Source organism: Rhodococcus sp. GB-02, from assembly GCF_053470465.1.
This window is the reverse complement of record NZ_JBPUKE010000004.1, coordinates 655,200-669,336: the sequence shown is the minus strand read 5'-3', so window position 1 is coordinate 669,336 and position 14,137 is coordinate 655,200. Positions and strand designations below refer to the sequence as shown.

The window sequence follows — 14,137 nt, the reverse complement described above, 5'->3', positions numbered from 1 at the left end:
GAATCGAATCGGGCACATCGAGCCTTCGGACCCACGTTCCGCCCGTTTCGGCTGTTGTCGTTACGGTGTCGGGTTGCTGAACCGCCGGCGCCGCGCAACCCCCAATCAACAAACCTGCAGCGAGAGTGGCCGAGGCGAGCGAAGAGCGCATGTTTCGAATCAAACCAGATGCCACAAACGATGACGGAAATACGGATCAACATTGGCCTCGGGTAGCCGAATGAAGTGAGTTGACGACCACCGTCTGCTGTTGCGGTCGCGCGGCTCGGGGGCGCCCACTTCCGCGCCACACGCGGGGAGCGTCAGCACGAAGGTAATCGCAATACCGAGCACGATTCGCTTCATCGGCCAATCGAAGCAGACTGACTCCGCTCCGGCGGACTATTCTCGATCCATGCCGATCACCCCGGATACAAAGAATTGGACCTGGGTCCTCGAACGCCCCTGCGCCGAGTGTGGGTTCGATTCATCCACCGTCGCATTCACGGACGTTCCCGATCTGGTGCGTGCCAACGCCGCCTCCTGGGCTGCAGTGCTCGAACGCGAGAACGTGACGGTGCGGCCAGACAGCGAAACATGGTCAGCGTTGGAGTATTCCGCCCATGTGCGCGACGTGTTCAGGATCTTCAAGGTGCGGTTGGAACAGATGCTCGAATTCGACGATCCGAGATTCGAGAACTGGGATCAGGACGCAACAGCTGAGGCCGAGCGATACAACGACCAAGATCCGGCAACGGTGGCATCGGAATTGTCGGACGCTGCCGCGGAGGTCGCGAACGCTTTCGAAACCGTGCCAGAGGGTAGCCGCCAACGACGGGGTCTCCGCAGTGACGGATCGGCGTTCACCGTCGAATCGTTGGCGGCATACTTCATTCACGATCCGATCCATCACCTCCACGACGTATCGGCGTAGTCAGAGCGCACGTACCTCCTCGAGAGTTTTTCTGGCTCCGACGGAGTGCAATGAGTCGAGAGTCTTTCGGAAGCTTGCGACAAATCGGCGGTCGTCCACGAGATCTCCGAAGACTTGGCGGTTTCCGATGAAGGCCAGTGGATCGCTCGACTGTTTCTGCGCGAGCGGTACCAGAGTGTCCGCCATCTGATCGACGACGTTGATGGGGTCTCCATTCTCGTCTGAACCCTCGGCGTAGCGGGCCCAGCTGGCGACAATGGCGGTGGATAGGTTGATCGACCCGCCGGCGTCGAGTTGGTTCCGGATGACGGGCAACAGCCACTTGGGAATTCGATCGGACGACTCGGCACACAGGCGCGCAATCGTGTCGCGGACGTGAGGATTCGAGAATCGTTCGATGAGGGTCTTCTTGTACTGATCGAGATCGACGCCGGGTACCGGGTCAAGCGTCGGCGTCGCTTCGAGATTCATGTAGTCGAGCAGGAACCCTGACAAGAGTTCGTCCTGGCATGCCTCGTGGACCAGGCGGTATCCGGCAAGGTAGCCGAAGTACGCGATGCCTTGATGGCTGGCGTTGAGAAGGCGCAGTTTCATGAGTTCGTACGGGCGAACGTCCGGCACCAGATTCACGCCGGCATTCTCCAAAGGGGGTCTGCCCATGGTGAACTCGTCCTCGAGGAACCACGCGGTGAAGGGTTCCGCTGCAATCGGCCACTGATCTTCGACGCCAAACGTCTCGGCGATCTCTGCTGTCACCTCGGCTGTCGTGACGGGTGTGATCCGGTCGACCATGGAGTTGGGGAAGGCGCCGTACTTTTCGGTCCACTCCGCAAGTTCGGGATCCTTCAGGGCGGCAAAGGCTCCGAAAGCGTTCCTCGCGACTGATCCGTTGCCTTCGATGTTGTCGCAACTCATGATCGTGAACGGTGCCAGACCCCGGTCTCGACGGAGTGCGAGTGCAGCGCAGATCAGACCGAAGGTGGTGCGGGGGAGTGTTCCGGGTTCGAGGTCGTGCACCACATCGGGATTGGACGAGTCGAATTCGCCCGTGCTGTCCGAGATGTTGTATCCGCCCTCGGTGATGGTGAGGGAGACGATCTTCGTCGATTCGGATGCCATTTTTTCGATCACTGCCTGCGGATCGTCTGGAGCGAACAGGTACTCGACGATCGACCCGATGACCCGGCCCTCGAGCGTTCCGTCTGCATGCTTGAGTGCCAGGGTGTAGAGGCCGTCCTGCGCTCGGAGTGCGTCTCTCATTCGCTTGTCCGACGGCATCACTCCCACACCGCAGATTCCCCAGTCGAAGCCCTCGCCACGTCGCAGGAGAGTGTCGATGTACATGGCCTGGTGTGCACGGTGAAAGCCGCCGACACCGAAATGCACTATGCCGGTAGTGACTTTGCTCCGGTCGTAGTTTGGCACTTGGAGTGAAGTGTCGAAGTCGTGCACGGTCTTCGTATTGAGTTCCATGAAAGTTCTAGTCTCCTTCGGCGACGATGACTACGGCTTTGATGCTGCCGGGAATGCGATCGGCCACCAGGGCCTCTTGCGACTGTTCGAGTGAAAAGCGGGCAGTGACCATCGAATCCAGGTCGACGCGCCCGGCAGCGACCAGTGCGGCGGCGATCGGCCACGTGTTGGCGTATCGGAACACCCCGGTCAGGATCAGTTCCCGGTTCTGGATGATCGGGACCGGCAACGGAATCTCGTCGGCGCCCATTCCGACCAGAACGACTGTCCCAGCCGGCCGAACTGCGTGAATCCCGTCGATCACCGCGGCCGTGGCACCCGACGCGTCGATGAATGCGTCGACGGCCAGCGAGCGTACGTCGCTTTCACGGGGATCAACGACGGTTGTTGCGCCGAATTTCAGTGCCACATCACGCCGGGCCGCATCGATGTCCGAGACGATGACTTCCGTCGCGCCGAATGCCTTGGCCACCTGCGTCGTCACGATTCCTACCGGGCCGGCGCCGGCGATCAACACCCGAGAGCCGGCAGTGATCCCCGCCTTCTGGGCTGAGGCGATCCCTACCGAGAGTGGCTCGAACAGCGCAGCTGCCTCGTAGGACACGGAATCTGCGATGGGATGGGCGAAGTCGGCACCGATCGTGACGTAGTCGGTCAGCGCACCGTCGATCGGCGGCGTCGCGAAGAACTTCATATGAGGGCAGAGGTTGTATCTGCCTGCCTTGGATTCGGGACTTGTCGGATCGGGCTTCTGAGGCTCGATGGAGACACGCTGCCCGATGCGTCTTGGGTCGACGCCGTCACCGACTGCGGCGATGCGTCCCGATGCTTCGTGTCCGAGAACGAGCGGTGAGTTGACTACGTAAGGGCCGATGCGACCTTCGTGAAAGTAGTGCGCGTCCGACCCGCACACGCCCACGGCATGGATCCGAACGAGGACTTCCCCGGCTTTCGGGGACGGTCGTGGTCTCTCGACCATTTGCATCTTTCCGGTCTCGACGAGGACGTTTGCCCGAATTGTCGCAGGTAGATCGACGGGTTCTTCGGAAACTGTTGTGTGGGTCACAATGTAGATGTTAGCTTAATGAGCATAAGAACATCTAGTGAGCATTTGCTCACGATCGAGAAACTTTGAACCTGATGCACAAGGAGACCGCGTGAACCAGTCGGCTCAGCCCACAGGACTCAAGTCGTCGAAGTTGCCCGCTTCCGAGGATGTGCGGCTCGCCTTGCGGGCAGCGACCATGTATCACCTCGAAGGCGCCACTCAGGCGGAGATTGCAGCGAAGTTGGGCGTCTCGCGGCCGACAGCCGGGCGACTGTTGGCCAGGGCGCGGACGCAAGGTTTGGTCAGGGTCGAGATTTTGGTTCCGCCGGAGCTCGAAGGTTCGGTGAACACGGAGTTGGAATCGAAGCTGGAGAAGCACTTCGCGTTGGCCGAAGTGTTGATCGTCCCCGAAGCGATTTCGGATTCGGACGATCCGGACTTCGACGCACTCGGCCGACGAGCAGCGGAAGTTCTGGTTCGTCGTCTGCAGCCCTCGAGCGTTCTCGGGTTTACCTGGGGTCCGGAAACCGTTGCGGTAGCAGGATCTTTGCCAGACAAGGCGGCGAAGTGCTCGGCTGTGGTACAACTTGACGGCTCCATGACGGTGACCGACTACCAAACCGGTGTCGACTTCACCATCGGCCGATGTGCACAACAGTTGCAGGCCAATCCTATTCGTCTCAATGCTCCGCTGTATGCCGACCCGGCGACTGTGGAGTCGATGCGAAACGACTCGGTGATCTCGAAGGCGCTGCAAGCCGGAACTGATTCCGACATCATGGTTTTCGGAGTCGGTGCCGTCTCGACTGCCACGACCTTGTTTGCCGGTAGCTTCGTCGACTCGACCATGCTGGACGAGTTGGAAAGTCGAGGCGCTGTTGGTGAAATCGGCGGCCGTTTCTACACGATCGACGGCAATCCAGTGGAGGGGCCACTGCCTGAGCGAACGGTCTCCGTATCGCTCGACGCAGTGAAATCCTGCGATCAGACGATTCTGATTTCGGGGGGAACACACAAACGCCAGGCCGTTCTGGGCGCATTGCGCGGAGGTTTGGCAAACGTACTCGTCACCGACGTCGAGTGCGCCCAGTGGCTGCTCGAAGGCTAGCGATCTCACGAGTTTCGCTGTCCGAGCGCGCGACTGACACGCAAGTGTGAAGGAAGGTAATCCGTGAAAACAGGAAGACGAGTGTGGGGCGCTGCCGCGGCGGCGCTCTGCCTCCTGGTGTCGGGATGTGCGGGTGCTGGTGCACTCGGTGGTTCCGGCGAACGAACAGTCACCATTGCGATGGTGTCGAACTCGCAGATGCAGGACGCCATCAAATTGGCTCCGGCTTTCGAAGCCGAGAACCCCGGCATCGACCTCAAATTCGTCAGCCTTTCCGAGAACCAGGCCCGCGCCAAGATCACAGCGTCGACGGCAACCGGCGGCGGTGAGTTCGACGTCGTGATGATCAGCAACTACGAGACACCTCAGTGGGCCGCCAACGGTTGGCTCACGAACTTGTCCGAGTACGCGGACAAGACGCCTGGTTATGACGAGGATGACTTCATACCGTCGATCAAGTCTTCTCTGTCGTACGAGGACAGTATGTACGCGGTCCCGTTCTACGGGGAGTCGTCGTTCCTGATGTACCGCAAGGATCTGTTCGATCAGGCGGGGATAACAGTTCCCGAAGACCCGACGTGGCAAGAAGTTGCGGGTTGGGCAGCGCAGTTCGACAACCCAGACGCCAAGATGGCGGGAATCTGCTTGCGTGGAAAGCCTGGCTGGGGTGAGGTACTCGCACCGCTGAACACCGTGATCAATACCTTCGGTGGACGCTGGTACGACGAGAATTGGAATGCGCAGTTGACCAGTCCGCAGGTCGAGGATGCGGTTCAGTTCTACGTGGACACCGTCAAGGAGCACGGCCAGCCGGGTCCCGCCACAAGCGGATTCGGTGAATGTGCAACACAATTCGCGCAAGGCAACACGGCGATGTGGTACGACGCGACGTCGGCTGTTTCGGTTCTCGAAGACCCTGCATCGTCGAAGGTGGTCGGCAACATCGGATATGTGAAGGCCCCGAAGGTCGAGAAGTCCGATCCCGGTTGGCTCTACACCTGGGCGCTCGGAATCCCGGAGTCGGCACAGAACAAAGATGATGCCTGGAAGTTCATTTCCTGGATGACGAACAAGGATTACATCCAGAAGGTCGGCACTGAACTCGGCTGGTCGAGAGTCCCCCCGGGAAGTCGCCTTTCGACCTACGAGATTCCGGAATATCAAGAGGCTGCTCAGGCATTCGGTCCGATCACCCTCGAATCGATCAACAATGCAGATCCGAAAAACCCGACAGTGCAACCGGTTCCGTACACCGGCGTCCAGTTCCTCACCATCCCTGAGTTTCAAGACCTGGGCACTCGCGTCAGCCAGCAAATCAGTGCTGCCGTCGCGGGTCAGAAGAGCGTGAAAGAAGCACTCGAACAATCCCAGCAGTATGCCGAGGTGGTCGGCAAGACCTATCAGGAGAACCGATGACTACGGTTGCCGAGCCCAGAACTACGGTGGACGACGCACCACCGATGCGTATAGACAAGAAGATCTCCCGCGCCGAGGGTTGGCGTCGTAGAGGTCCCCTGTTGCCGGCGTTGATCTTCTCGATCGTCGTCACCCAGATTCCATTTCTGTTCACCCTCTACTACTCGACGCAGTCGTGGAACCTTGTCCGGCCGGGGTCGCGGCACTTCAACGGGTTCGACAACTACATCGATGTATTCAAGGACAGTCAGTTTCGGGAAGTCGCGGTCAACACGGTCATCATGATCGTGGGTACGGTCATCGTTTCCGTGATCCTCGGACTCGCGCTGGCGCTGCTACTCGACCGCGCATTCCTTGGTCGGGGTATCGTCCGAACACTGCTGATCACGCCGTTTCTCATCACCCCCGTAGCCGGCGCATTGCTGTGGAAGACAACAATGTTCGACCCGGTGTTCGGTATCGTGAACTTCGTCCTCCAGCCTTTCGGTGTAGGCCAGGTCGACTGGGTCAGCAAATTTCCGCTCGCCGCCGTCATGATCAATCTGATCTGGCAGTGGACGCCCTTCATGATGCTGCTCATTCTGGCCGGTTTGCAGTCCATGCCCCGAGACATCCTCGAAGCCGCACGAGTGGACGGAGCCAAGCCGTTGGCGATGTTCCGCGAACTGACGTTGCCGCACCTGCGCCGCTTCATCGAACTCGGTGCAGTTCTCGGTGCGATCTACCTCGTGAACACCTTTGACGCGGTGTACATGATGACGTCGGGCGGGCCCGGCGTGGCCAGCTCGAACCTGCCGTTCTACATCTACCAGCGCGCGTTCCTCGGCTTCGATGTGGGTCAAGCTGCGGCGATGGGTGTCGTGACAGTGATCGCGACGATCATCGTGTCGACACTTGCGCTTCGACTGATCTTCAAGAGCTTCACCGGCAACGAGGAGGCGGCGTGATGACTGCCGTAGAGACGACAAGCGCGACGGCCGACAAGCCCGTCGTCAAGAAAAAGAAGAGCAGCAAGTTCAGTCCATGGTCGGTTGTGGCGTGGATCGCCGCTCTCGGGTTCTTCTTCCCGGTCTTCTGGATGGTCCTGACCGCGTTCAAGACCGAGGCAGACGCCTACACGGATCCGCCGAAGCTGTTCTTCACTCCCACCCTCGAACAGTTCCGTGCCGTCCTCGACTCCGGTCTCGGCACGACGCTGGCAAACTCTGCATTTGCAACGGCCATGTCGACGATTCTTGTTCTGCTTCTTGGTATTCCGGCTGCGTTTGCATTGTCGCTTCGCCCGGTCGCCAAGACGCAGGATGTTCTGTTCTTCTTCATCAGTACCAAGATGCTCCCCGTCGTCGCCGCAATCGTGCCGCTGTACGTGATCGTCAACGACATCGGATTGCTCGACAACATCTGGGCGCTGGTCATCTTGTACACATCGATGAATCTGCCGATCGCAGTGTGGATGATGCGTTCGTTCTTTCTCGAAGTCCCCGGAGAACTTCTCGAAGCCGCCAGCATGGACGGCGCGAGTTTGTGGACTTCGGTTCGCGAGGTGATCCTCCCGCTGATCTCGCCCGGAATTGCTGCAACTGCGCTGATCTGCGTGATCTTCTCGTGGAACGAATTCTTCTTCGCCGTCAACCTGACAGCTGTTCAAGCGCAGACGATTCCGGTCTTCCTGGTCGGGTTTATCACCGGCGAGGGCCTGTACTGGGCTCGGCTCTCCGCGGCAGCGACCATGGCGGCATTGCCCGTCATCCTGGCCGGTTGGTTCGCCCAGAACAAACTGGTGCGCGGCCTGTCCTTCGGTGCAATCAAGTAATTCTCCTCACCCTTCTCAGGAGTTCGTCATGGCTGAAATCTCGTACCAGAAAGCGTCTTGCATCTACGAAGGTGCCGGGACTCTCGCTGTCGATTCACTCGATCTCGACATCAACGACGGTGAGTTCATCGTGCTCGTCGGTCCGTCAGGTTCCGGAAAGTCCACAGCACTACGCATGTTGGCGGGGCTCGAGGACATCGATTCGGGCGCGATCACCATCAACGGCAAGGACATGACCGATGTCCCGTCGAAGGACCGTGACATCGCGATGGTCTTCCAGAACTATGCGCTTTACCCCAACAAAACCGTCGGTGAGAACATGGGGTTCGCGCTGAAGATGCGCGGTGTACCCCTCGAGGAGCGAAAGAAGAAAGTTGCCGAAGCGGCCAAACTTCTGGACTTGACGGAGTATCTCGACCGCAAGCCGGCCAAGCTTTCCGGTGGTCAGCGGCAGCGAGTTGCGATGGGCCGCGCCATCGTTCGTGAACCGCAAGTGTTTTGCATGGACGAGCCGCTTTCCAACCTCGACGCCAAGCTGCGCGTCCAGACTCGCACGCAGATCGCGGCATTGCAGCGACGACTCGGAACCACCACCGTCTACGTCACGCACGATCAGGTGGAAGCGATGACGATGGGCGATCGCGTGGCAGTGCTCAAGGGCGGTAAGTTGCAGCAGTTCGCTTCTCCGACCGAACTTTACGATCGGCCGGCCAATGTGTTTGTTGCCGGATTCATCGGATCTCCTGGAATGAACTTGGTAACCGCGCCGGTCAGTTCGGGTGGCGTCCGCTTCGGTGCCGTCGAAGTTCCGCTGGACCGCGAGCAGATGACGGCAATCGCCGCAGCCGGTCTGAGTTCGGTCACCGTGGGAATTCGGCCTGAACAATTCCAGGTGGTTGCGGCCGGAGACGGAATCGCAGCTCAGATCGATCTGGTAGAGGAACTGGGCAACGAGTCGTACATCTACGCGCACGTACCCGGCACGGAAGCCGATCCGATTTCGCTCGTCGCACGCACCGGCGGGCGATCGAAGTTGCAGTACGGCCAGACGCTCGGTTTCGAGCGGGTGGACGGTCCGGTGCACCTCTTCGACCCCACGACAGGCGAGCGCGTGGGTAGCTGAACCCCCTCCACAATCGTGGCCTGCTCGGCACCCTAATTCGTTCGTGCCGAGCAGGTCACATCCATCTTCGATTGGCAGGAAGGTTAGGGTCTACCGATGAGTGATACACGCGAACGATCCGTCGTGGTGTGTGGTGAGGGACTGGTCGATCTGGTACCGGTGGGGGACAACTTCTCTCCTAAATTGGGCGGTGGTCCGTTCAACGTTGCTATCGCATTGGGTCGACTCGGCTCTGACGTGGGATTCGTCTCTCGCTTGTCCACCGACGCGTTCGGAGATCGGATGATCGACTCGCTGGCCGCGTCGAACGTCGACACAACCGGAGTCGAACGCGGGCCCGAGCCGACAACTCTGGCCGTCGTGAATCTTGCTGCGGACGGGGGAGCGCGGTACTCCTTCTACCTCGAGGGAACGGCGGATCGACAGTTTGCGCTGCCGAAACTTCCCTCTGCTCGGGCGTTCTCGTTCGGAACGCTGTCGCTGGTGCTCGAGCCCGGTGCCTCTGCCTACGAAGCTCTGCTGCACGAAGCACACGCCTGCGGTCGACTCACCATGGTGGATCCCAACATTCGTCCGGCGGTGATCGCCGACCCGGAAGCATATCGACGACGGTTTCGTTCGTGGTTACCCGCCATCGATATTCTCAAAGTGAGCGACGACGACGCCACATGGTTGGGTTCGGTCGACTGCGCCGAGTGGCTGGACGAAGGCGTCGGCGCCGTCCTGCTCACCAGTGGCGGTGATGGGTTGCGGTTGATTACCAGCGAATTGGACGTCTCGGTGGCGGCGCCCGCGGTCGACGTCGCGGACACGATTGGTGCAGGCGACACGGTACACGGAGCCCTGTTGGCTTTCCTCGATCGTCACAACGCACTCGACGCCGCCGTTGTGCGTGCGTTTTCCGAGGCAGATTGGACGGCTGCGTTGGCTTTTGCCGCACGCGCGGCAGCCGTTACGGTGTCACGTCCCGGGGCGGATCCTCCGTGGTCAGAGGAGTTAGGCATGCTCGGCTAGCACTGAGGGCCACCGCACGTACTGCGAGCGCAGTACGTCGAACTGCCTACCTGTGCACGATGTGCGGCGGGGCCGTGTATCGGCACAGTGATACGCATGTCGATATTCCTGTACAAACTCTCGCGACTCGCGTTTCGGCGCCGTTGGGCAATGGTGGGCTTCTGGGTCGTCCTGCTGGTGGCGGGCGGCGTAGGCGCAGCAACGCTGTCCGGTCCGACCGTCAATACGTTGTCGATTCCGGGCACCGAATCGCAAGCGGCACAGGACCTTCTGGCCGAACGGTTCCCGGAATCGTCCACCGGTGGAGCCAGTGCTCGCATAGTCTTCGAATCTCCCGCGGGCACGACGCTCGCCGATCCGGCCATTCGACAATCCATCAGTGAATTGGTCTCTGCGCTCGGGAAGGACCCCGAGGTTGCGGCGGTATCGGATCCGTATGCCTCCGGTGGAGTGTCGCCGACTGGGGCGATCGGATACATGCAGGTCTCCTATACCGCCGACTCGATGGATTTGCCGGACAGTTCAAAAGAACTGCTCGAGTCTGCCGTCCACGACGCCTCGGATTCAGGACTTGCAGTCGATGTTGCCGGCAACGTACTGATGGAAAGCCGCGCCGAATCGATGGGAGAAGTGATCGGCGTCGCGATCGCCGCGGTGGTGCTGACGGTCACCTTCGGTTCGTTGGTGGCGGCAGGGCTTCCGTTGATCAGCGCGTTGATCGGCATCGGCATTGCGATCTGCACGATCACTATCGCAACTGGTTTCATCGAATTGGGTTCGAGCACAACCGTCCTGGCAATGATGCTAGGGCTCGCCGTGGCGATCGACTATTCGCTGTTCATCGTCTCGCGCTACCGCTCCGAACTACGTGACGGACATGATCCGGAAATTGCCGCTGGCCGCGCAGCGGGGACGGCAGGTTCGGCCGTAGTGTTCGCGGGGTTGACCGTGCTCATCGCATTGGCAGGACTGTTCGTCGTGAACATCCCGTTCCTGACGAGTATGGGCCTGGCTGCGGCGTTCGCAGTTGCTGTTGCAGTGGTGATTTCACTGACTCTGCTGCCCGCCACGCTGGGATTTGCTGGATCGCGCGTTCTGAGCCGATCCGATCGTCGCCTGCTTGCGTCCGGTGGTCAGTTGACGCATCGCAAGACGAAGGAAGGCGCAGGCTCGCGATGGGCCAAGTTCGTGATCCGGCGTCGAGTTCCGGTTTTGCTCGCGTCTGTCCTCGGGCTGGGATTGCTGGCGATCCCCACCTTCGGAATCAACCTGAGTTTGGCGAGCCCACCAGTGCCCGACACCACTGCCGCCAGGGCTACCGACCGACTCTCCGAGGGGTTCGGTGCCGGGTTCAGCGGTCCGCTCATGGTGGTCGTCGACGTTGCCGACGCCACAGATCCGGCCGCGGCATTGAGCGGCGCCCAGGAAAAGCTCGGTGCTCTGCCTGACATAGCGGCAGTGACGCCGCCAGCACTCAATCAGGCCGGGGACACAGCAGTCATCACGGTGGTTCCCTCGAGCGGCCCGGAAACCGAGGCAACAAAGGCACTCGTTGCAGATATACGTGAGGTCGCCGGATCACTGACGGATGAGGCCGGAGCCACGATGTCGGTCACCGGTCAAACAGCGTTGACGATCGACGTCTCGGACCGCCTGGCCGATGCCCTGGTTCCCTACCTCGCATTGGTCGTCGGCCTCGCCTTCATCCTCCTGATGTTGGTGTTCCGCTCGATCTTGGTACCGCTCAAGGCAACTCTCGGATTTCTGCTCTCGATCGGTGCGACGTTCGGTGTGCTTGTCGCGATCTTCCAGTGGGGTTGGTTCGCAGGCATTCTCGGAATCGAAGGCCAAACCGGATCAATTGTGGCGATGTTGCCCATCTTCATGATCGGCATCGTCTTCGGGTTGGCGATGGACTACCAGGTGTTCCTGGTGACCAGAATGCGTGAAGCGTTCGTCCACGGTGACGGACCGGACGAAGCAGTCGTGAAGGGCTTTGACCAGGGCGCCCGAGTTGTCACGGCCGCGGCGCTGATCATGATCGCCGTTTTCGCGGGCTTCATCTTCGGTGGCGACGCCTTCATCATGCAGATCGGACTCGGACTCTCGTTCGCGGTTCTGTTCGACGCCTTCGTGATTCGTATGACCGTCGTGCCGGCCGTCATGTCCCTGTTGGGTTCGAAGGCATGGTGGTTCCCCTCATGGCTGGACCGGTTGGTTCCGAACGTGGATGTCGAGGGGGAGCAGTTGACAGCGCTACTCGCAGATTCGAAGGAATCCAGTGAACCGACGAGCGACAAGTTGTCGGTGTGACCCGGATACGGTAGATCGATGACTTCGACATCGACGTGGGGTCGATGGTGTGCGGAACACCCGCGCACCATCGACCTGGCACTTACGATCCTCGTGCTCCTTGCCACGTGGACGGCGCACCGCATCGCGCTCGATGGCAATGACACCCGCGAAGTAACAGTGGTGGGAGTCCTTGTAACAGCGATCGCAGCGGCAACCATCGTGTTCCGAAGGCGCTATCCGTTCTCCGCACTGGCGGTGGCAGTACTTCTCGGCGTATTGATGATTGCACTGTCTGCGCCGCCGAATGCCGGCACAGGTTCCGCCGCGATGGTGTGCCTCTATTACGTTGCCAGCACGAGTGACCGCCGGAGGACCTTCTTCGCAGCGGCGAGCACAGTCAGCTCGCTGATGCTTGTCACGATCTTCCTTGGAGTGGGGAACAATCTCCTGCAGGAGGCACTGGGGTTGTTGGCTTGGTTGCTGATGGCAAGTTTCGCCGGCGCCGAGGTCCGTTCTCGCCGCGCCTATCTGGAGTCCGTCGAGGCGCGCGCGGTGCAAGCGGAAAGAATGCGCGAGGACGAGGCCCGACACCGGGTCGTCGAAGAAAGGATGCGGATTGCGCGAGACCTGCACGACGTTGTCGCGCACCACATTGCCTTGGTCAACCTGCAAGTCGGGGTCGCATCGCACTTGATCGGGAAAGACCCGGAGAAGGCGACGACTGCACTACGCGGAGTGGAGGAAACGTCCAAGGCGGCGCTCGATGAAATTCGGGCCACGGTCGGAGTTCTCCGTGATGCTCAGGACGGTGATCGCTCGATGAAGCCGGCTCCGGGGCTTTCGGATCTACCGGCACTTGTGGATCAATTCGTCAGTGCAGGAATGGAAATCGAGGTGCGCGCTGTGGGTTCTGTGCGCCCGCTCGGGCCCGCAGTAGATCTCACGGCGTACCGAATTATCCAGGAAGCACTCGTGAATGCGAGCAAGCATGCACTGCCAGGAGCCGTCACCGTGTCGTTGTCGTACGAAGCTGAGATTCTGGTGCTGACAGTCGAAAACTCCGGAACAGCAGTGCCTTCGACCTCGCCACCCGGGTACGGACTGCTGGGAATGAAGGAGAGGGCTCAGGCAATGGGAGGCGAAGTGTCAGCAGGATTCCGCGCGGACGGGAGATTTCGTGTGGACGCCCAACTACCGCTTGTCTCGGTGTCCAGCGGTTCGGAGCGTGAGGAGTCGTGAGTATTCGGGTGGTAGTGGCAGACGATCAGGCGCTCTTCCGTCAAACGCTTGCGCTGCTGATCGGTTCGGAAGACGACATGGAGGTGGTCGCCGAGGCGGCAGACGGAGAGCAGGCATTCCAGGCGGCGCGCGAGCACCGTCCCGACGTTGTACTGATGGACATTCGCATGCCGGGCACCAGCGGAGTCGAAGCGACCGCCATGATCGCCGATCATCCGGATTTGACCAACGTACACGTCTTGATCTTGACGACCTTCGAAGTGGATGAGCATGTGGCACAGGCGATCCGGGCGGGAGCGAGCGGCTTCATCGGCAAAGGAATCCGAGCTGAGGATCTACTCGATGCTGTTCGGACTGTCGCCGGTGGGAACTCATTGTTGTCGCCGATTGCGACCAGTGCGTTGATTTCTCGATTCCTTTCCACTCCGTCGCGGGCTGACTCGACTTCTGGGATTTTCGGTCAATTGACCCCACGCGAACTCGAAGTGGTAGCCCTCGTTGCCCTCGGGATGTCCAATGACGAAATCGCCGCGGAATTGGTGATCAGCGCGGTCACGGCAAAAACACATGTGAACCGGGCGATGACGAAACTGGATGTCCGTGACCGCGCGCAACTGGTGGTTCTCGCCTATCAATGCGGTGTGGTGGTTCCGGGACGCTCGGTGGATTGACTCGAGAAACTCTTGACTCGAACG

13 protein-coding genes are annotated in these 14,137 nt (G+C 60.2%); 10 read left to right on the top strand and 3 right to left on the bottom strand.

The window, feature by feature from the left end:
* Positions 1-159: 159 nt before the first annotated feature.
* On the bottom strand, positions 160-345 hold the full coding sequence (locus tag ACSW29_RS27880) for a hypothetical protein (RefSeq protein ID WP_448278843.1): 186 nt from the start codon (positions 343-345) through the stop codon (positions 160-162).
* 49 nt (positions 346-394) lie between these two features.
* Here ACSW29_RS27880 and ACSW29_RS27875 point away from each other — a divergent pair, with 49 nt between their 5' ends.
* Positions 395-913, top strand: coding sequence for a DinB family protein (locus tag ACSW29_RS27875; RefSeq protein ID WP_347873085.1), 519 nt, complete (start codon positions 395-397; stop codon positions 911-913).
* Here the strand turns inward: ACSW29_RS27875 and ACSW29_RS27870 are convergent, their stop codons facing one another.
* A complete protein-coding gene (locus ACSW29_RS27870; protein WP_448278842.1) occupies positions 914-2,386 on the bottom strand; it encodes a mannitol dehydrogenase family protein in 1,473 nt (490 codons plus the stop codon). It lies immediately after the preceding gene.
* A gap of 7 nt (positions 2,387-2,393) precedes the next feature.
* On the bottom strand, positions 2,394-3,404 hold the full coding sequence (locus tag ACSW29_RS27865) for an NAD(P)-dependent alcohol dehydrogenase (protein WP_448278952.1): 1,011 nt from the start codon (positions 3,402-3,404) through the stop codon (positions 2,394-2,396).
* 139 nt (positions 3,405-3,543) lie between these two features.
* On the opposite strand from ACSW29_RS27865, the gene ACSW29_RS27860 reads away from it, so the two are divergent.
* The 9 genes from ACSW29_RS27860 to ACSW29_RS27820 all read left to right on the top strand — a co-directional run bounded on the left by ACSW29_RS27860 (position 3,544) and on the right by ACSW29_RS27820 (position 14,113).
* Positions 3,544-4,542, top strand: coding sequence for a sugar-binding transcriptional regulator (locus ACSW29_RS27860; protein WP_448278841.1), 999 nt, complete (start codon positions 3,544-3,546; stop codon positions 4,540-4,542).
* Between the two features lie 63 nt (positions 4,543-4,605).
* Positions 4,606-5,958, top strand: coding sequence for an ABC transporter substrate-binding protein (locus ACSW29_RS27855; RefSeq protein WP_448278840.1), 1,353 nt, complete (start codon positions 4,606-4,608; stop codon positions 5,956-5,958).
* A complete protein-coding gene (locus tag ACSW29_RS27850) occupies positions 5,955-6,905 on the top strand; it encodes a carbohydrate ABC transporter permease (protein ID WP_448278839.1) in 951 nt (316 codons plus the stop codon). Before ACSW29_RS27855 ends, ACSW29_RS27850 begins: the two co-directional genes overlap by 4 nt.
* Positions 6,905-7,771, top strand: a complete 867-nt coding sequence (locus ACSW29_RS27845; RefSeq protein WP_448278838.1) for a carbohydrate ABC transporter permease — start codon at positions 6,905-6,907, stop codon at positions 7,769-7,771. Before ACSW29_RS27850 ends, ACSW29_RS27845 begins: the two co-directional genes overlap by 1 nt.
* 28 nt (positions 7,772-7,799) lie before the next feature.
* Positions 7,800-8,894 (top strand): ABC transporter ATP-binding protein, encoded by a 1,095-nt coding sequence (locus ACSW29_RS27840; RefSeq protein WP_230813823.1) that lies wholly within the window; start codon positions 7,800-7,802, stop codon positions 8,892-8,894.
* A 96-nt stretch (positions 8,895-8,990) separates the two neighbouring features.
* Positions 8,991-9,908, top strand: a complete 918-nt coding sequence (locus ACSW29_RS27835; RefSeq protein ID WP_448278837.1) for a carbohydrate kinase family protein — start codon at positions 8,991-8,993, stop codon at positions 9,906-9,908.
* Between the two features lie 96 nt (positions 9,909-10,004).
* Positions 10,005-12,221 carry an MMPL family transporter gene (locus ACSW29_RS27830; RefSeq protein ID WP_448278836.1) on the top strand — a complete coding sequence of 739 codons (2,217 nt, stop codon included), beginning with the start codon at positions 10,005-10,007 and terminating at the stop codon, positions 12,219-12,221.
* Positions 12,222-12,239: 18 nt separating this feature from the next.
* A complete protein-coding gene (locus ACSW29_RS27825) occupies positions 12,240-13,442 on the top strand; it encodes a sensor histidine kinase (RefSeq protein WP_448278835.1) in 1,203 nt (400 codons plus the stop codon).
* Complete coding sequence (locus tag ACSW29_RS27820) at positions 13,439-14,113, top strand: response regulator transcription factor (RefSeq protein ID WP_230813815.1); 675 nt, start codon at positions 13,439-13,441, stop codon at positions 14,111-14,113. Before ACSW29_RS27825 ends, ACSW29_RS27820 begins: the two co-directional genes overlap by 4 nt.
* Positions 14,114-14,137 lie beyond the last annotated feature (24 nt).

Bases quoted from the DNA above. Each gene is read 5' to 3' on its own strand.
- ACSW29_RS27880 (WP_448278843.1), bottom strand. From the start codon at position 345: ATGAAGCGAATCGTGCTCGGTATTGCGATTACCTTCGTGCTGACGCTC.
- ACSW29_RS27875 (WP_347873085.1), top strand. From the start codon at position 395: ATGCCGATCACCCCGGATACAAAGAATTGGACCTGGGTCCTCGAACGC.
- ACSW29_RS27870 (WP_448278842.1), bottom strand. From the start codon at position 2,386: ATGGAACTCAATACGAAGACCGTGCACGACTTCGACACTTCACTCCAA.
- ACSW29_RS27850 (WP_448278839.1), top strand. From the start codon at position 5,955: ATGACTACGGTTGCCGAGCCCAGAACTACGGTGGACGACGCACCACCG.
- ACSW29_RS27845 (WP_448278838.1), top strand. From the start codon at position 6,905: ATGACTGCCGTAGAGACGACAAGCGCGACGGCCGACAAGCCCGTCGTC.
- ACSW29_RS27840 (WP_230813823.1), top strand. From the start codon at position 7,800: ATGGCTGAAATCTCGTACCAGAAAGCGTCTTGCATCTACGAAGGTGCC.
- ACSW29_RS27835 (WP_448278837.1), top strand. From the start codon at position 8,991: ATGAGTGATACACGCGAACGATCCGTCGTGGTGTGTGGTGAGGGACTG.
- ACSW29_RS27830 (WP_448278836.1), top strand. From the start codon at position 10,005: ATGTCGATATTCCTGTACAAACTCTCGCGACTCGCGTTTCGGCGCCGT.
- ACSW29_RS27825 (WP_448278835.1), top strand. From the start codon at position 12,240: ATGACTTCGACATCGACGTGGGGTCGATGGTGTGCGGAACACCCGCGC.